Annotated in this window: 14 protein-coding genes; 6 read left to right on the top strand and 8 right to left on the bottom strand. The window is 64.4% G+C overall.

All coding sequences use genetic code 11. The annotated features are described in order from the left end of the window. The first annotated feature begins 149 nt into the window (after positions 1 to 149). The 6 genes from NOV72_RS05250 (at position 150) to NOV72_RS05225 (ending at position 6,306) form a co-directional block, all read left to right on the top strand. Positions 150 to 662 carry a hypothetical protein gene (locus NOV72_RS05250; protein WP_106853533.1) on the top strand — a complete coding sequence of 171 codons (513 nt, stop codon included), beginning with the start codon at positions 150 to 152 and terminating at the stop codon, positions 660 to 662. Positions 663 to 879: 217 nt separating this feature from the next. Beyond that, positions 880 to 1,866: a formylglycine-generating enzyme family protein gene (locus tag NOV72_RS05245; protein ID WP_245932906.1), complete on the top strand. Its 987-nt coding sequence runs from the start codon at positions 880 to 882 to the stop codon at positions 1,864 to 1,866. A gap of 116 nt (positions 1,867 to 1,982) precedes the next feature. After that, the gene (locus NOV72_RS05240) at positions 1,983 to 3,494 is read left to right on the top strand and encodes an arylsulfatase (protein ID WP_106853531.1); all 1,512 of its coding nucleotides are present in this window, start codon (positions 1,983 to 1,985) and stop codon (positions 3,492 to 3,494) included. Positions 3,495 to 3,580: 86 nt separating this feature from the next. Beyond that, complete coding sequence (locus NOV72_RS05235) at positions 3,581 to 4,444, top strand: bile acid:sodium symporter family protein (protein WP_106853530.1); 864 nt, start codon at positions 3,581 to 3,583, stop codon at positions 4,442 to 4,444. Positions 4,445 to 4,454: 10 nt separating this feature from the next. After that, entirely contained in the window at positions 4,455 to 4,913 is a 459-nt protein-coding gene (locus NOV72_RS05230; RefSeq protein ID WP_106853529.1) for a YidH family protein, read from the top strand. A 238-nt stretch (positions 4,914 to 5,151) separates the two neighbouring features. Then, entirely contained in the window at positions 5,152 to 6,306 is a 1,155-nt protein-coding gene (locus NOV72_RS05225) for a CaiB/BaiF CoA transferase family protein (protein ID WP_106853528.1), read from the top strand. A 144-nt stretch (positions 6,307 to 6,450) separates the two neighbouring features. On the opposite strand, the gene NOV72_RS05220 is transcribed toward NOV72_RS05225, so the two are convergent. The 8 genes from NOV72_RS05220 to NOV72_RS05185 form a co-directional block, all read right to left on the bottom strand. After that, a complete protein-coding gene (locus NOV72_RS05220; RefSeq protein ID WP_106853527.1) occupies positions 6,451 to 7,275 on the bottom strand; it encodes an SDR family NAD(P)-dependent oxidoreductase in 825 nt (274 codons plus the stop codon). 26 nt (positions 7,276 to 7,301) lie between these two features. Next, positions 7,302 to 7,718: a MaoC family dehydratase gene (locus tag NOV72_RS05215; RefSeq protein ID WP_106853526.1), complete on the bottom strand. Its 417-nt coding sequence runs from the start codon at positions 7,716 to 7,718 to the stop codon at positions 7,302 to 7,304. A gap of 13 nt (positions 7,719 to 7,731) precedes the next feature. After that, positions 7,732 to 8,166, bottom strand: coding sequence for a MaoC family dehydratase N-terminal domain-containing protein (locus tag NOV72_RS05210; RefSeq protein ID WP_106853525.1), 435 nt, complete (start codon positions 8,164 to 8,166; stop codon positions 7,732 to 7,734). A 25-nt stretch (positions 8,167 to 8,191) separates the two neighbouring features. Further along, positions 8,192 to 9,379 carry a lipid-transfer protein gene (locus tag NOV72_RS05205; protein WP_106853524.1) on the bottom strand — a complete coding sequence of 396 codons (1,188 nt, stop codon included), beginning with the start codon at positions 9,377 to 9,379 and terminating at the stop codon, positions 8,192 to 8,194. A 64-nt stretch (positions 9,380 to 9,443) separates the two neighbouring features. Further along, the gene (locus tag NOV72_RS05200) at positions 9,444 to 10,583 is read right to left on the bottom strand and encodes an acyl-CoA dehydrogenase family protein (protein ID WP_106853523.1); all 1,140 of its coding nucleotides are present in this window, start codon (positions 10,581 to 10,583) and stop codon (positions 9,444 to 9,446) included. A 45-nt stretch (positions 10,584 to 10,628) separates the two neighbouring features. Continuing rightward, on the bottom strand, positions 10,629 to 12,509 hold the full coding sequence (locus tag NOV72_RS05195) for a feruloyl-CoA synthase (protein WP_106853522.1): 1,881 nt from the start codon (positions 12,507 to 12,509) through the stop codon (positions 10,629 to 10,631). 293 nt (positions 12,510 to 12,802) lie between these two features. Further along, positions 12,803 to 15,640: a LuxR C-terminal-related transcriptional regulator gene (locus NOV72_RS05190; protein WP_106853521.1), complete on the bottom strand. Its 2,838-nt coding sequence runs from the start codon at positions 15,638 to 15,640 to the stop codon at positions 12,803 to 12,805. A gap of 196 nt (positions 15,641 to 15,836) precedes the next feature. Then, positions 15,837 to 16,454, bottom strand: coding sequence for a DUF2889 domain-containing protein (locus tag NOV72_RS05185; protein ID WP_106853520.1), 618 nt, complete (start codon positions 16,452 to 16,454; stop codon positions 15,837 to 15,839). Positions 16,455 to 16,743 lie beyond the last annotated feature (289 nt).

Here is a 16,743-nt window from a genome sequence, read left to right as displayed (position 1 = left end):
ATTTCGGACGATCGAACGAAGTCACCTTTCTTTTCGCGGCATCGGCCACTAAATTGGGCTTTACCGTCGACCACGGCGGCATGAATCGCAATACATCGTCGTGAATGCGCCGTGCAAGGCGCCCGGAGTTCGGCCGCGGAGGCACATTGATGAGCACGCTGACTGAAAAAATCAAGCACGAATTCCTCAAGGCGCTTCCGCCGACGATCTTCTTTTTCGTGATTCTCCACATTGTCGCGCTGATCCGCGCGTTGATGATTCGAGGCACGGGCATTTCGTTTCCGACGTCGGGTTCGGTACTGCTCGCATCGCTCGTGCTTGGCAAGTCGGTCTTGGTGGCCGATATGCTTCCCTTCATCAACCGCTTTCCCGACAAGCCGCTGGTGTGGAACGTATCGTGGAAAACGTTGATGTATGCGCTCGTCGCGCTAGTGGTCCACTACCTCGAGCGCTTGTACGAGTATTGGAAAGAGGCACCGGGTCTCATGGCTGCGAATCACGACTTATGGGCCGAGATCAACTGGCCGCGATTCTGGGCCGTGCAGATCCTGCTCGTGACGCTGATATTCAACTACTGCGTGATCGCGGAACTAGGAAGGGTAATCGGGCGCGGCAGGCTCAAGACGATATTCTTCGGCCCGCTCCCTCCGCCGCGCGATTGAAGCGTCACGGTCGATCGCGCAAAAGTTCAGACGAGGGTTCGCGAACAGAAATGGAAACGTGTTTGCCCCGAAGGTAGCGAAACAGCAATGCCGCTCCTATACTGAGGAGCGGTAGTCGCCTCCCCGAAGCATCCATTATCTGGACGCGCACTGTTGCCGCGCGCTTCAGCCCAACTCACTGTTCCATTGAAGCCGCACAGCGCCCCTGTGACCGATCATGGCCAAACGAGCAACGGGAGCGATCGAGGACTCGCGCGGTACCGGCGAGCCTTCGCCCGCCCAAGGCATGGTTCGCATTCTTGGCGGCACCTTCATGATGGGCTCGAACCATCACTATTCCGAGGAAGCCCCCGCGCACAAGGTACGCGTCCGCGACTTCTGGATCGATTCCCATGCGGTGACGAATGCGGAGTTCGAGCGCTTCGTGAACGCCACCGGTTACGTCACCTGCGCCGAACGTCCGGCCAATCCCGAAGACTATCCAGGCGCACTCCCTGAATTGCTGGAGCCATCTTCGGTCATGTTCGCCAGACCGCCGCATCGCGTCGATCTGCGCGATCACTTTAATTGGTGGGTCTACGTGCGCGGCGCGAACTGGCGGCACCCGCGCGGACCGGACAGCTCGCTCGCCGGCCTCCGGGATCATCCGGTTGTTCACGTGGCTTACGAGGACACCGTGGCCTACGCACACTGGGCGCGCAAGGATCTGCCGACGGAAGCGGAATGGGAATTCGCTGCGCGCGGCGGTCTCGACGGCGCCGAGTTCGTCTGGGGCGACGAACTCATGCCCGGCGGCAAGTCGATGGCCAATACATGGCAAGGGGAATTTCCCTGGCAGAACCTTCTGGAAGACGGCTACGAGTGGACCGCGCCTGTCGGCTCATTCCCGCCGAACGGATACGGCCTGTACGAGATGGCCGGTAACGTGTGGGAATGGACCAGCGACTGGTATCAGGATCACGGCAAGATCGTGAAAGCGTGCTGCACGCTCGACGATCCGCGCGGCGGCTCGCGCGACGCGAGCGTGGATGCGCGCAATCCGCAGATCCGTATTCCGCGCAAGGTGATGAAGGGCGGTTCTTTTCTTTGCGCGCCCAACTACTGCAGGCGCTACCGTCCCGCCGCGAGGATGGCGCAGCCCGTCGACACTTCCACGTGCCACGTGGGCTTTCGTTGCGTCGTGCGCGATACCGCAACCGATTGAATCCGATTGAATCCGATCGAGTCAGGCATGAGAGGCAGCCTCTCGCAGACCCGTCGAAGACAGGTCCGAAGGCGATCCGCCGCCGGCACCGGTGGCTCTACGCAAAGGAGTGATACATGGCGGCCACGAAGAAACCCAACTTCCTGATCCTCTGGGGCGACGACATCGGTCAGTCCAACCTCAGCATCTTCACGAAGGGGGTGATGGGATATCGCACACCCAACATCGACAGCATCGGCGAAGGCGGCGTGGTGTTCACCGATTACTACGGAGAGCAAAGCTGCACCGCTGGACGCGCCTCTTTCATCACGGGCCAGTGCGGTCTGCGCACGGGCATGACCAAGGTCGGTCTGCCCGGCGCGCCGCTCGGCATGAGCGACGAGGATCCGAACATTCCTGAACTGCTCAAGGATCTCGGTTATGCGACCGGCCAGTTCGGCAAGAACCATTTCGGCGATCGCGACGAACATCTTCCGACCATGCACGGCTTCGACGAATTCTTCGGCAACCTCTATCACCTCAACGCCGAGGAAGAGCCGGAGTTGCCCGATTATCCCGATCCCAGCGAGTTTCCCGACTTTCATAAGAAGTACGGCCCGCGCGGCGTGTTGCACTGCTGGTCGGACGGCAAGGGCGGCCAGAAAATCGACAATACCGGCCCGCTGACCAAGGAGCGGATGAAAACCATCGACACGGAGTTTCTCGCGTCGGCCAAGGAATTCATTCAGAAAGCGCATAAGGAGGACAAACCGTTTTTCGTCTGGTTCAACACCTCGCACATGCACTTTCGCACGCATATCGAGGACCGCATTCGCGGGCAGGCGGGGCGCTGGCAGTCGGAATATCACGACTGCATGGTCGAACACGACAAGCACATCGGCGAGATGCTGGCGCTGCTCGACGAACTGGGCATCGCCGACGACACGATGGTCATGTACAGCACCGACAACGGCCCGCACATGAACTCGTGGCCCGACGCCGGCATGACGCCGTTTCGCAACGAAAAGAACTCGAACTGGGAAGGCGCGTACCGGGTGCCGTGTCTCGTGCGCTGGCCGGGTGTCGTGAAGCCGGGCACGGTGTGCAACGACATCGTCAGTCACCTCGACTGGCTGCCCACTATCGTCGAAGCCGCGGGCGATCCCGACATCAAGGAAAAGCTGAAGAAAGGATTCGAGGCCAGCGGCAAGACTTTCAAAGTGCATCTGGACGGCTTCAGTCTGGTGCCTTATTTCACAGGGAAGTCACCGAAACCCGATCGCAAGGGCTTCCTGTATTTCACCGACGACGGCGACCTCGCATGTCTGCGCTATGACAACTGGAAAATCGTCTTCATGGAGCAGCGCACGACGGGCACGCTGCGAATCTGGGCCGAGCCGTTCGTCACGCTGCGCGTGCCCAAGATCTTCAACCTGCGAACCGATCCTTACGAGCGCGCGGACGTCACCTCCAACACCTATTACGACTGGCTGCTCGATCACGTTTTCATCCTGGTGCCGACGCAGGCGGGCGTGGCCGAATTCCTGCAGACCTTCAAGGAATTTCCGCCGCGGCAAAAGGCCGCCAGCTTCGGCGTGGACCAGGTGATCGAAAAGATGACGGACGCGGCGGGCGGAGGCCAACGCTAGGTGCTCGCGCGGGGTTCTTCGGCGAGTCCGGCCCGGGCGGTGTCGTTGCTGGCGCCGCCCGGCCTTGTCGATCATCGGGATACGAAATGACTACCGCGGCACTGGTTGTGCTCGCGATTCAGATCGCCATCGTGGGAACGGTGTTCACGTACGGGTTGCAGGCCACCCGCGGCGATCTGCTTTACATCGTCCATCGGCCGGGCCTGCTATTGCGCTCGCTGATGGCCATGCTGTGCGTCATGCCGATGCTGGTGGTCGCATGCGTCTATTTCCTCGACCTGCCGCAGCCGACAGCCGTCGTGCTGACCGCGCTGGCCATCTCGCCCATGCCCCCGCTTCTGCCCAGAAAGCAGAGGAAGGCGGGCAGCGTCGCGCCATACGGCCTCGGCATGCTCGTGGTGCTCGCGCTGGTGTCGATCGTGACGGTGCCGTTGTCGCTCACGTTATTCAGTTGGCTCTTCGAGCAGCCGCTGAAGGCGGGGCCGGCTGCCATCACGAAAATCGTACTGACGATGATCGTCGCGCCGCTCGCGGCCGGCATGCTGGTCTCGCGGTTTGCGCCGCGCGTGGCGCCGCATCTCGTCGTGCCCGTGCGCCGCGTGGCCATGCTGCTGCTGATCGTGGGCGTGCTCGTGCTGCTCGCGGGCACCTGGCGCGCGATCGGAGCCTCGGCCGGGCACTGGACGGTGCTGGCCATCGTGATCTTCGTGGTCGCCGGTCTTATCGTCGGGCACTGGCTCGGCGGACCGGAACCGGAGCACGCCGCGATGCTGGCGCTCTCGACCGCCTCGCGCCACCCGGCCATCGCGCTGGCGCTCGCTGCGACCAACTATCCCGGCGAGAAGTTCGCTCCCACGCTCGTGCTCTATCTGATCGTCTGCACGATTCTGGCGCTCCTCTATGTGAAGTGGCAACGAAGCCGCCCGGCGTTGTCCTCCGGCGCACGATGAAGGTAACGACATGAACCTCCCTCCCGGCAGTGATCCGCGTGAGATACCGGACACGGACCCGTCGGCCCCCTTGAAGCCCGACGAGGCAACGCTGCAAACGCGAGCCCGCACCGCGCTCGCGGTCGAGCGGACCTTCTTCGCGATGGAACGGTCGTTGATGGCGTGGCTGCGCACGTCGCTGTCCATGATCAGCTTCGGCTTCACGCTCGCGAAGTTCTTCGAATATGTGGAAGGCCAGCGCGGTGAGCACATCGTCGGGCGGTTCGGCGCCACATGGTCGCCGCGTGCGGTAGGCACGGCCATGGTCGTGATTGGCACCGTCGCGCTGCTTTTCGCGGTGATTCAGCATGGACGCCGCGTGCGCGCCTTGCGCCGCGAAGGTCTCGCACAACAATGGAACCTTGCGTACTGGGTGGGGATTGCCATCGCCGCGCTCGGCGCGTTCGCGCTTGGGGCGCTTGTGCTCTGATCCGGTGCGCGCCTCACTGACCGGGATTCCGCCAGTCAGGTTCGAATCCGTGCGCAACGGAACGCTCTTTCGCAACGCGAGCCGGAATCGCATCGCGCCCGGCGTCCATCACGCCCCCCGACGAGGGTAGTGCTGTCTCGTCCTCGCTCGGGCTTACTGCTACCACGGCGAGATTTGTCACTGTGCAGATCGCCGCAATCAGCCGCGCGTACAACGCGCAATCGAGAAAGGGGGAGTAATGGGTGTACTCAGCGGCATACGCGTTCTGGAATTCGAAGCGATAGGGCCGGGGCCGTTCGGCGCGATGCTCCTCGCCGATATGGGCGCGGATGTCTTGCGCATCGACAGGCCGGTCGCACCGGACGATCTGGGACCGAAGTCAAATGGCAAACGCATCGATGTCACGGGGCGTGGCCGGCGTTCGGTGACGCTCGACCTGAAGCAGCCGGAGGCCGTCGAGTCGGCCCTCACGTTGATGTCGCGCGCGGACGTGGTCATCGAAGGCTTTCGGCCCGGCACGATGGAACGTCTCGGACTCGGTCCCGACAGCGCCTTCGCGCGCAATCCGAAACTGGTCTACGGCCGCATGACCGGCTGGGGGCAGACGGGTCCGCTCGCCGCGCGTGCGGGACACGATCTGAACTACATCGCGTTGTCGGGCGTGTTGTCGGGCATTGGCCGCGCGGACGCGGCGCCGGTCGCTCCGTTGAATCTGGTCGGCGACTACGGCGGGGGCGGCATGCTGCTCGCTCTGGGCGTCGTCTCCGCGTTGCTGAACGTGCAGCGCGGCGGCGCAGGGCAGGTGGTCGACGCGGCGATGATCGAAGGCGCAGCGCAACTCGGTGCGGTAGTGTGGGGCATGCTGGCCTCGGGCAACTGGCGCGAGCAACGGCAAAGCAATCTGCTCGACGGCGGTACGCCCTGGTACGACAGCTATCGCACGAAAGATGGGCATTACATGGCCGTGGGCGCCGTCGAGAGCCGCTTTTACAAGGAGCTGATCGACAAGCTCGGTCTCGCGGACGCGAACCTGCCCAAGCAGCACGATCGCAATGGCTGGCCCGTGCTGCGAGAGCGTTTCGAAGCGGCGTTTCTGAGCCGCACCCGCGACGAGTGGTGCGCGGTGTTCGAAGGCAGCGATGCGTGCGTCGCGCCGGTGCTGGCTTTTTCGGAAGCGCCGGCTCATCCGCAGCATCGGGCGCGCGGCAGCTTCGTCGAAGTGGCGGGCGTGGTTCAGCCGGGCCCCGCGCCGCGTTTTTCCGCGACGCCATCGAAGATCGCGCGTCCCGCGCCTGAACGCGGCGAACACGGACTCGACGCGTTGCGCGATTGGGGTTTCGACGCCTCTTCCGTAGCCCGGCTGCGCGAAGGTGGTCTCGGCTACCAGTCGTGAAGCCTGTGCGCTAACGCGCGAACGCGATGAAAGGCCGCTGCGTCCGCAGCGGCCTTTTTTTTGCTGCCGCGCTCCGCGAATCATGCGCAAAAAAAATCGCCGCATAAGCGGCGATCTGAATGCAGCCAGCCACGCGAACGGGTCTTACTGCAGATTTCCCGCGACCGCAATGGTCTGTCCGGTGATGTAGTTGGACTCGGGCGAGCAGAACAGATACACGCCGCCCGCCGCTTCTTCCGGCGTGCCGCCACGGCCGAGCGGATTGCGCTGCGCATGCGTCTTCAGCATCTCCGGATTCAGTCCCACGCGAATCTCGCGCCCTTCGATCTGCACGGTTGCGCCGGCCTTGGCGTCGGCGGAAGTCATGCGCGTATGAATCAGCCCGAACGCCACGCAATTGACGTTGACGTTGAAGCGTCCCCACTCGCGCGCGAGCGCACGCGTCATGCCGATCACCCCGGCTTTCGCCGAGGAATAGTTCATCTGCCCTGCGTTGCCGTTCAGCGCCGAGGTCGACGAGATGTTGACGATCTTGCGATACACGTCGCGGCCCGCTTCCTTGTCGGCGGCGTGCAGCGCCTTGACGTGCGGGTAGGCCGCCCGCAGGATGCGGAACGGCGCGGTCATGTGGCAGTCGATGATGGCGTACCACTGCTCATCGGTCATCTTCTGCACCACGTCGTCCCACGTATATCCCGCGTTGTTGACGATGACGTCGATGCCCTGAAAGTTGCTCATCGCGGTGTTGATGAAGCGGTCGGCGAAATCCGGCGCGCTCACGTTGCCCACGCAGGCGACCGCTTGCGCGCCCATCTTCTTCAGGGCTTCGACCGTTTCGTGCGCCGGATCGGCGTCGAGATCGTTCACCACCAGACGCGCGCCTTCGCTCGCCAGTTTCTCCGCGATCGCGCGGCCGATGCCGCGGCCTGATCCCGTGACCAGTGCCACCTTGCCGTCGAGCTTACCCATGAATCCTGCCTCCTTGATTGAACGTGTTAAAGCGCGATGACCGCATCGCCGACGATGCGCGTCTCGCCATATTGATTGGCGGTCGAGATTTCCACTTTCACGCGGCGCTCGCCATTCGTTTCGAACTTTTCGACCACGCGTCCGCTGCAGGTGATCTGATGCCCGATCTGCGTGATGCCCACGAAGCGCACGCCGAACTGGCGCAACTGGCGCTGATCGACCCACTGCGTCAGCAGACGGCCGAGGTAGGCCATCGACAGCATGCCGTGCGCGAACACGTCGGGCATGCCGGCGCGACGCACGGCGTCCAGGTCGATATGTACCGCGTTATGGTCGCCCGACGCGCCCGCGAACAATGCGAGCGTCGTGCGGCTGACGGGTTCCAGCCGCAGCGGGGGCAGGGTGTCGCCCACGCTGACGGCATCGAAAGTGATTGTGCTCATTGCCGTGCTCCGTTTAACGCTGAACGATGACGCTGCGCAGATCCGCGACGTGCTCGCCATGCTGATTCGTCACGCGCGTTTCTCTCACGATGAACCACAGCGCGCCGCCTTTCTTCTCGTAGATGTCGCTGATATGGCTTTCGTACAGAAGCGTGTCGCCCGCATAGGCCAGCCGGTGATAGGTGAAGGTCTGTTCGCCGTGCAGAATGCGCGAGGTCTCGATGCCGAGGTCGTCCCGCCACTGCGTGTCCGGCTGCTCGAACTCCAGCGAGAACAGAAAAGTAGGCGGCAACGGCAGCGCCCGATGCCCCGCATCGTGCGCGGCCGATTCGACGAAATAGACCGGATTGGTCTCACCGATCGCCTTCGCGAAGAAGCGCAAACGCCATGCATCGGCGCTTGCCTTGAAGACCGGCAGCTTCCTGCCAATGTGCTTTTTGTCGATCATTCGAGGACTCCGTCAACAGCGCGCGTCACGCCGACTTGTACACGGTCACGACGCAGGCGCCGCCGAGACCCACGTTATGGGCGAGCGCGACCTTTGCGCCTTCCACCTGCCGCTGTCCCGCGCTGCCGCGTAGCTGATGGGTCATTTCGTAGCACTGCGCAAGGCCGGTCGCGCCAAGCGGATGACCCTTCGACAGCAGGCCGCCCGACGGATTGACAACCCACTTGCCGCCGTACGTATTGTCGTTGTCGTTGACGAGCTTTTCTCCCTCGCCTTCCGCGCACAGCCCGAGCCCTTCGTAAGTCAGCAACTCGTTCTGCGCGAAGCAGTCGTGCAGCTCGATCACGTCGATGTCGCCCGGACCGACGCCAGCCTGCTCGTAGGCGATCTTCGAGGCCGAGCGCGTCATGTCGAAGCCGACCACGCGGATCATGTCGCGCGCGTCATAGGTGCTCGGCAGGTCGGTGGTCAATGCCTGGCCCGCGATCAGCACGTCGGTGCGCAGGCCGCGCTTGCGGGCAAACGCTTCGGACACGACGATCGCCGCTGCCGCGCCGCATGTCGGAGGGCAGGCCATCAGGCGCGTCAGCACGCCGTCCCACAGCATCGGCGCGGCCATCACGTCTTCCGTCGAAACGACGTTGCGGAACACGGCAAGCGGGTTGCGCGCCGCGTGCTGGCTCGCCTTTGCGCGGATCTTCGCGAACGTTTCGAGTTTGGTGCCGTACTTCTTCATGTGCGCCATGCCCGCGCCGGCGAACTGGCGAATCGCGTTGCTGAGGCCGTCGGTCTGACCGACGAGTTCATTGACCACATCGTTCGCGCGTTCCAGCGCCGACGCACGGTCGGTCCAGACCGACTTGAGCGCGCCCGGATTCATGAACTCGAAGCCGAGTGCCAGCGCGCAGTCCACCGCACCGCTTTGCACGGCCTGTCGCGCGAGGAACAGGGCCGACGAACCCGTCGCACAGTTGTTGTTCACGTTGATGACCGGCACCCCGGTCATGCCCACGTGATAAAGCGCCTTCTGGCCGCAAGTCGAGTCGCCGTACACATAGCCTGCGTAGGCTTGCTGCACGTCGGCGTAGTCGATGCCTGCGTCGGCGAGCGCTTCGCGCACGGCGCCGGCGCCCATCACGTCGTAAGGCTCGCTGGTACCGGGCTTCTTGAAGGGAATCATGCCGACACCGGCGACGAAGACGTTACGGGTCATGAGGTTGCTCCTGATAGATTGTCGGTTCGATGAACGGGATAGCGCAGACGGTTAGGGTCTGGATTTACAGCTTGCGCGAAATGAGATCGCGCATGACTTCACTCGTGCCGCCATAAATGCGCGTCACGCGCGCGTCGACGAACGCTCGCGCGACCGGGTACTCGAGCATGTAGCCGTATCCGCCATGCAGTTGCACCATGTCGTCGAGCGCCTTGCCGAGCGTTTCGGTGGCGAACAGCTTGACGATGGCGGCTTCTTCGAGCGTCAGGCGGCGGCGCACATGTTCGTCCAGGTAGTGATCGACCATCAGACGCACTGCAATTGCCTGGGCCTTGATGTCCGCGAGCTTGAACTTGGTGTTCTGGAAGTCCCACACCGTCTGGTTGAACGCGCGGCGGTCCTTCACGTAGTTGATCGTATGTTCGAGGCACGCTTCGAGCTTGGCCGCTGCGCCGATTGCGATCGACAAGCGCTCCTGCGGCAGCTCCGTCATCAGATAGGCGAAGCCTTTGCCTTCTTCGCCGAGCCGGTTGGCAACCGGCACGCGCACGTTGTCGAAGAAGAGTTCGGCGGTGTCCTGCGCATGCTGGCCGACCTTGTCGAGCTTGCGGCCGCGCCGGAAGCCCTCGCGGGTCGCCTCGACGACGATCAGGCTCACGCCCTTCGAACCCGCGCTCGGATCGGTCTTGCAGACCATGACGATCAGATCCGCGGCCAGGCCGTTGCTGATGAACGTCTTGCTGCCGTTGATCACGTACTCGTCGCCGTCACGGACCGCGGTGGTGCGAATTGCCTTGAGGTCGCTGCCGGTGCCCGGCTCGGTCATGCCGATCGCAAGAATGGCTTCGCCGCTGCAGATCTTCGGCAGCCAGCGCTGCTTCTGTTCCTCGTTGCCGATACGCGCGATGTACGGCGCGATGATGTCCGAGTGCACCGAAAAACCGAGGCCGCTGATGCCGCAACGGTTCACTTCCTCGTTGAGCACGGCGGCATGTCCGAAGTCGCCGCCGCCGCCACCGTATTCGGTGGGCAGCGTGAGGCAGAGCAGGCCTTCGCGGCCAGCCTTCAGCCAGGTCTCGCGATCGACGCACCCGGCCTTGTCCCACGCTGCCTGTTTCGGCAGGCATTCGCGTTCGAGGAAGCGGCGCGCGGTGGTACGCAGCATTTCGTGATCGTCACGAAAAACGTTACGGCTGATCTGCATTGCTGTAGTCCTGTATGTGGATGTGACGATTGTCTCGACCGGGATTCATCGCATGCATGCGACATGTTCCGGGGGAACTGTGCGATAGAGCTGATCGATCAGATCGGCGCGGCGCGCGCGCGTGACGGCCTGGTTCACGTAGCCTTTGTCCGCGATCTCGTTGGCGTCCATCGAAGGCGGTTCGGCCATCAACATCAAACGTTCGATCTGGAGACTGGCGCCGCCCGCGCTTTGGGACCGCAGCCGCTCGCGGAGTGCCTCGACCAGCAGCGGGTGCCGAACCAGCGCGGCGGCGTCGAGACCGGCGAGTTCCGGCGCGAGGCGCTGGCAGGCCGCCACATTGGGCCATGCGAGGGCGGCGAGGTATGCGTGATCGTGACCGCAGATGACGGCGTCCGTGATCAGCGGCGCGCACTGCTCGATCAGCCCGAGACGCACCGCGCCGGTCCGCACCCAGGTGCCGTTGGTCAGCTTGAAGTCCTCGACGACGCGGCCCGCGAACAGCATGCCGCGCGCCGGGTCCGCAGGATCGGCGAGGCGCACGGCGTCACCGAGACGGAAAAAGCCTTCATCGTCGAACGCGGCGGCGGTCAACTCCGGGTTGCCGATATAGCCGCCGAACACGTGCGCGCCGCGCATGCGGATTTCGTACCGGCCGTCGCCGCCTTCGAGCGGCAGCAGCTTGACTTCCGTGCCCGGCACCGGGTTGCCGATGTTGCCGAGGTGATCGCCCGCCAGGCCGCAGTACGTGCCCATGCCGCTCGTTTCGGTGGACGCGAGCCCTGAGCAGAACGCGATCCGCTCGCCGACGGTTTGCTCCGCGACGCGCTGGATGCGTTGCCACACGGCGCGTGGCAGGCTCGCGCCGCCATAGCCGAGGAATGCGACTTTGGAGAACAGGTTCCGGGCGACCTCCGGGTCGCGTTCGAATTCCGTCGCGAGCGCGGCCCAGGCGGACGGAACGCTGGTGAAGATCGTGGGCGCGATTTCACGCAGGTTGCGCACGGTACGTTCGATGAGTCCTGGCAGCGGGCGGCCGTCGTCGATATAGTGGGTCGCGCCGAACTGGACCGAGCGGCCGAGATTCAGCACGCCTCCCAGACCGTGGTGCCAGGGCAGCCAGTCCAGAAACACCGGCTGCGAGGCTTCGAGCCAGCCCAGGTTGTCCGCGTAGTAGGAGAGCACCGCCTTGAAATTGCCGTAAGTCAGCCGCACGGCTTTGGGCAGTCCTGTCGAGCCCGATGTGAACAGTACGCGGACCGTGTCGTCCTGACGGATCGCGGAATGAGCCGCAGCGATCGCGGCGAGCCGGGCTGACGTCAGATCGGTTGCGACGAGATCGGCCCAGGCGAGCGCTCGGCCTGCCTTGCAATCGACGGCGATCACGGGAACGTCGCCGGTTTCGAGGGCGGCGATCGCGCGCTCGAACGGCTCGAAGCTTTGCACGAAGAGCGCGGCCGGCGGCAAGAGCGACTGCACGCCTTTCAGACGAACGAAATCCTTGCTGATCGACGCATACGCCGGCGACACCGGCGCGGTAGGAATGCCGACATATTCGGCGGCGAGCAGCAGTACGGCCTGTTCGACCGAATTGCCCGACAGCAGCATCAGCGGTCGGCCTTGGCCAAGGCCAAGTTCCAGCAGCGCGGCGGCCACTGCCTGCACCTGTTGCCAGAGATCACGCCAGCGCAGCGTGCGCCACTCGCCTTGTTGATCGCGCGCGCAGAACGCCAGCGAGTCGCCGCGCCGTTGCGCCCACGCGGGTACGAAGTCGACGAAGCTGGTCACCCCGACAGCGGGCGGCGGGTTCGCCGAACGCAAGATCAGCGTGCCGTCGGGACGGCGCTCGACCAGCGTGCGCCGCTCGGGAAACCGTACCGGCCGATAGGGCGCAGCCGGTTGTTCATTTGCCGTGAGCGTTGTCATTGACGCTTGTCTCCTGAATCGGGCCGCCTTGTGCCGGCTGTCCCTGTTTGTCTGCGGGGGCCCTACGCACGCGCGGACGTGGGCCACCTCTGTGTTCAAGAATAGGAGTTTGCAGACGTGACGAGACCACCCGCGGCGGGTAGCGCCGGGTGGCCGAAGACGAGGATGGGGGAAGCGCGAGGGTGGGCGGCCGAAGCCGTCCTTCAGAGATCAGGCGGACTGGAGCGTGCTGCGCGGACGGTGTCCGCCAATCCCAGGCTCGAACGCAAGGCGCACAAACGCGCCGCGTCCGCTCAGAGTTCGTCGAGGTCGGCTGACCAGGACGTCATGTTCAAGCCGAGATCGCGCACGCGGGCCACCGCTTCGTCGCGGCACGACACGCCCAGCTTGCCGTAGATGTTTTTCAGATGCCACTTGACGGTCTCCGGCGAGATACCGAGCGTGCGGGCAATTTTCTTGTTCGGCAACGCCTGCGCGAGCAGGCTCAGGACTCTCGTTTCGCGCTCGCTTAGTGTTTCCGCGCCGCTAGGCGGCGCATTGCGCGGCGCGCCGGGTTCCGCGGCGGCCTGCCGGATCCCGGCCGCTTGCCGGTGAGCCGCTTCCAGACGGCTGACGTAGAACGACAGCACCGGATCGTCCGGCGCGCTTGCCAGAACCTCGGTGATCAGGCTCAGGACGTCGCTGTCGGCATCGAGAATGCTGCGTACAAGGCCCAGCCGGTGCCCCAGACGCAGCGCCGCCAGTAGCGACTGGCGCGCCGTGTCGGTCCGGCCGCGCCGGAAATCCACCACGGCGCTTTGCGTCTGGAGATGCGCGACGTGGCGTTGCCAGCCCCGTTCCCCGCAGACCGCGATCAGTGGACCGAGCCGGCTGGCCGCCCCCTCGAAATCCTCATGCGCGATGCACCAGTTGATCCGTGCGCGCGCCGTCAGCATGTCGATTTCGGCCAGCGTGCTCACGCGCTCCGGCGGCACGCGGCTCGCCAGCGCGTCGAGTCGCGCGAGCACGTCCTCGGCGGCATCGAACTGATCGCTCTGCAGATGGCGAAGCACCTGTTCGCCCAGACTGTGCGCAACGAGGCGATGCAGGCTGCGCTGCGATGCATATTCTTCGAGGCGTTCGAGGTACGCGAATGCATCGAGCCGGTGGCCAGCCACCCAGTGCGCCGACGACAAAACCGTCAGCACGCGCAATACGGAATCGGGAATCGAAACACGTTCGAGCACGTCGATCCGATCTTCGAGCAGCTTGCGCGCGGCGTCGAGATCGCTGAACTCGTAGAGCACCTCGCCGAGCAGCGCCGCCGCGAGGCACGCCGCTTCCGCGGCGGCGCTGCCGCGCTGATCGGCGTCGAACAGCACATCGCGGCAAATTCGCTCGACCTGCACGAACTTGCCCTCCAGCGCGTAGCTGAATCCCATGATGCAGCGCCCGTTCAACGTGCCGCCGGCGGTTCCGGCGAGCGGCACGCCATCCCAGAGGATAGGCGCGGCATCGAGCTGGATGCGCCGGGCGTGTTCGTATTCACCGCGCCGCATATAAATCCACGACAGCAGGTTGTTGCGGCTGCCGACCGTGAACCCGTCCGCGCCGGCGGGCGCATGCAGCAACGCCGGCGCCACTGCGCTGGCGGCCTCGGGATCGTCCTGCTGAACGGCAAGCGCCGCCTGCAGCAGTGTCAGCCGGTAGCGCGAGTCGAGATCGTTTTCGGCCACTTCGGATTGCAGCCGCGTGATGCCGGCCGCGCACGCGTCGAATTCGCGCGCGTACAAATGCAGATGAAGCATCCACAGCTTGAGCGCGATACGGAGCTGGATTTCCGATTGCGGCAGCAGCCGTATGAGGCCGACGAGCTTGCGCAGATCGCCGCTGATCTGCATCGAGCGGGCGACGCGCTGCACCAGATCGGCCGCCGCGCCTGCTTCGCCCGCCAGGAGCGCGTGACGGACGGCTTCGTCGGGCTGGCCGTGGTCGCGAAACCAGAGCCATGCCGCGTGATGCACCTGCGCCTGATGAAACTCGCTGCGCGCCCGGAAGCGTTCGAGCAGCGTTTCCCGAAAAAGCGGGTTCAGCCGATACCACGTCTCGTTGCCGGTGCGCTCGACCGGAGCAATGAACAGGTTCTCGCTTTCCAGCCGCGCAAGCAGCGGCACCGCCTCGCCCGGCGGCTGCTCGTCGGCGGTCAGCGCGACTGACAGCGATGCGCACGCGCGGGTGCACGTGGCCAACCGTACGAGCAGTTCGACTTCGGCCGGCGAGAGCCGCGACAAGACCTCGCGTTCGAAGTATTCGGCGAGCGCGCGTGCATCCTGCAGATTGGCGTGGATCGGCGTCGCGGCGGCGCCGCTGTCCGTGGCGCCGGACTTCCTGCGCTTGTGGCGCATCGCGATCAGTTGCAGGCCCGCGACCCAGCCATCGGTCATTTCATGCATTTGCCGCGCTTCTCGGCGGCTGATATCGCCCAGTTGCGCCCGCAGAAACGCCTCGGATTCGTCGACCGTGAAGCGCAGATCGCGTATGTCGAGTTCGAGCACGAGACCCTGGTCGCGCAATCTGCCGAGCGAAAACGGCACCGCGCCACGCGATACCAGCGCCACGTGCAGATTGGGCGGCGCGTAGTCGAGCAGCCACTGCAACGCTTCGTGGCTGCGTGCACTGGTCAGATGATGCAGATCGTCGAGCACGAGCACGACTTCGGCGGGATGGCTCGCGATGCCGCGCACCAGCGCAATCACCGTTCGCTCGACCGTTTCGTCGTCGCTGCCGCGGCCGCCGAGCAACATGGCTTCGCCGCAGATGGCCGGATCGATCTGCGCGAGACTGGCCACCAGATACTCCAGACAATGCGTGACATCGTTGTCGTCCGGTACGAGGGTCAGCCACGCGACGTCGAAACCGAGCGGGAACAGCGCCTCGCGCCATGCGACCAGCGTCGTGGTCTTGCCGCATCCTGCGGGACCCTGAAGCACTACGCACCGTTTGCGTCGTGCGTCGAGCAACTGCGTGAGAAGACGTTCGCGGGCGACGATTCGAGTCGTGCTGCGCGGCGGAGTCAGGCGCGGATCGGCAAGGGTTTCGTCGCTCGCGATTTTCGACGCGCGGGGGCCGGGAGGAGGGGAAGTGTGCGACATGGTGCATGCGCCTCGCGCTGAGCCGCTGCTCGCCGAGCGGGGCCGCAAAGCTGAAGTAACGATCGGCCTATTGTATAGCAGCCCGATTCACCGACAGGGCGCCGGAAGGCATGGGGAATGCCCTGCTTGCGGGACGCGCCGAGTGCCCGGCGGACCGCTTCCGATAGGCGCAAAAGGCTCGTGCCGCGCTGCCTTGCTATCGCGATGCGTCGGACAGCGAATCGACCTCGCAACGCCCGTCGGCCGGCGCGCTCGTGTGATTCTCGCGCGCGCGCAGTCCGCGCGTCACCGCGACGACTTCTCCGTCTTGCCGCCATGCATGGCAGGTGTTGATCATCGGGTGGCCGCGCGTTGCCGACGGATCGCGGGCCGGTGCGGCCTTGCGCTGCAGACCCATCAAGGTCTGAATCGCGGTGGTGGCGAGCGGACCCAGCAGCTCCGACAGATGCGTGCAGCCCTGCGCGCCGCCGAGCCGGCGCTTGATTTCCCTGTTGAAACCCGGCCCGATAGTCACGCCCTTCAGCCCTTCATAAGCCGCGTTGATCTCGTGGCAATAGGGCGTGGGACCGACCTCGGTGCGAGCTTCCACGCGCTGGATCACGAGATCCCGGTCGATCGTGACGACCAACGTCATTGAGTGAATCGGCTGGCCGGCCTGGACGTGTTTGAACAGCAGATCGCTATCGTGGGTTTTCGTGTCGAGCATGTTCGCTTCGATGTCGAACAGGCCGTCGTTGCGCGCATAGCCGGTGCAGACGATACGGCGTGTATGGACCAGCCGCCGGGCCGGGACGTCGTCATTCTTCGTGGTCATGGCGTTCTCTCTGCGGATTTTCGTGCATGGCGAATAGCGCATATCGGCGCGTGAGAAGTGGACAGATAAATCCTAAACAAAGGCGTCACGCTTGCGGCCCCCCCGCATCGGGTAAGGAGGCCGCCGACTCGCGCTATCTCGCTGTTCTGCGCGCTGGGGTATTCCCCTCCCCACCCTGTCCGGGTAGGTTTGCCGCGCGAACACAACTGCAATATCCCCCCATTCCGCAATGCCTGGAGCCTGCAAGTCACCGACGCGACAGATAAGCGCGATGCGTCTCTTCATCATC

This window comes from Caballeronia novacaledonica, from assembly GCF_900258035.1.
GTDB lineage: Bacteria > Pseudomonadota > Gammaproteobacteria > Burkholderiales > Burkholderiaceae > Caballeronia > Caballeronia novacaledonica.
This window is presented reverse-complemented; position numbering and strand designations above follow the sequence as displayed.

Bases quoted from the DNA above. Each gene is read 5' to 3' on its own strand.
- NOV72_RS05200 (WP_106853523.1), bottom strand. From the start codon at position 10,583: ATGCAGATCAGCCGTAACGTTTTTCGTGACGATCACGAAATGCTGCGT.
- NOV72_RS05215 (WP_106853526.1), bottom strand. From the start codon at position 7,718: ATGAGCACAATCACTTTCGATGCCGTCAGCGTGGGCGACACCCTGCCC.
- NOV72_RS05210 (WP_106853525.1), bottom strand. From the start codon at position 8,166: ATGATCGACAAAAAGCACATTGGCAGGAAGCTGCCGGTCTTCAAGGCA.
- NOV72_RS05190 (WP_106853521.1), bottom strand. From the start codon at position 15,640: ATGTCGCACACTTCCCCTCCTCCCGGCCCCCGCGCGTCGAAAATCGCG.
- NOV72_RS05205 (WP_106853524.1), bottom strand. From the start codon at position 9,379: ATGACCCGTAACGTCTTCGTCGCCGGTGTCGGCATGATTCCCTTCAAG.
- NOV72_RS05225 (WP_106853528.1), top strand. From the start codon at position 5,152: ATGGGTGTACTCAGCGGCATACGCGTTCTGGAATTCGAAGCGATAGGG.
- NOV72_RS05195 (WP_106853522.1), bottom strand. From the start codon at position 12,509: ATGACAACGCTCACGGCAAATGAACAACCGGCTGCGCCCTATCGGCCG.
- NOV72_RS05185 (WP_106853520.1), bottom strand. From the start codon at position 16,454: ATGACCACGAAGAATGACGACGTCCCGGCCCGGCGGCTGGTCCATACA.
- NOV72_RS05220 (WP_106853527.1), bottom strand. From the start codon at position 7,275: ATGGGTAAGCTCGACGGCAAGGTGGCACTGGTCACGGGATCAGGCCGC.
- NOV72_RS05230 (WP_106853529.1), top strand. From the start codon at position 4,455: ATGAACCTCCCTCCCGGCAGTGATCCGCGTGAGATACCGGACACGGAC.
- NOV72_RS05250 (WP_106853533.1), top strand. From the start codon at position 150: ATGAGCACGCTGACTGAAAAAATCAAGCACGAATTCCTCAAGGCGCTT.
- NOV72_RS05245 (WP_245932906.1), top strand. From the start codon at position 880: ATGGCCAAACGAGCAACGGGAGCGATCGAGGACTCGCGCGGTACCGGC.
- NOV72_RS05240 (WP_106853531.1), top strand. From the start codon at position 1,983: ATGGCGGCCACGAAGAAACCCAACTTCCTGATCCTCTGGGGCGACGAC.
- NOV72_RS05235 (WP_106853530.1), top strand. From the start codon at position 3,581: ATGACTACCGCGGCACTGGTTGTGCTCGCGATTCAGATCGCCATCGTG.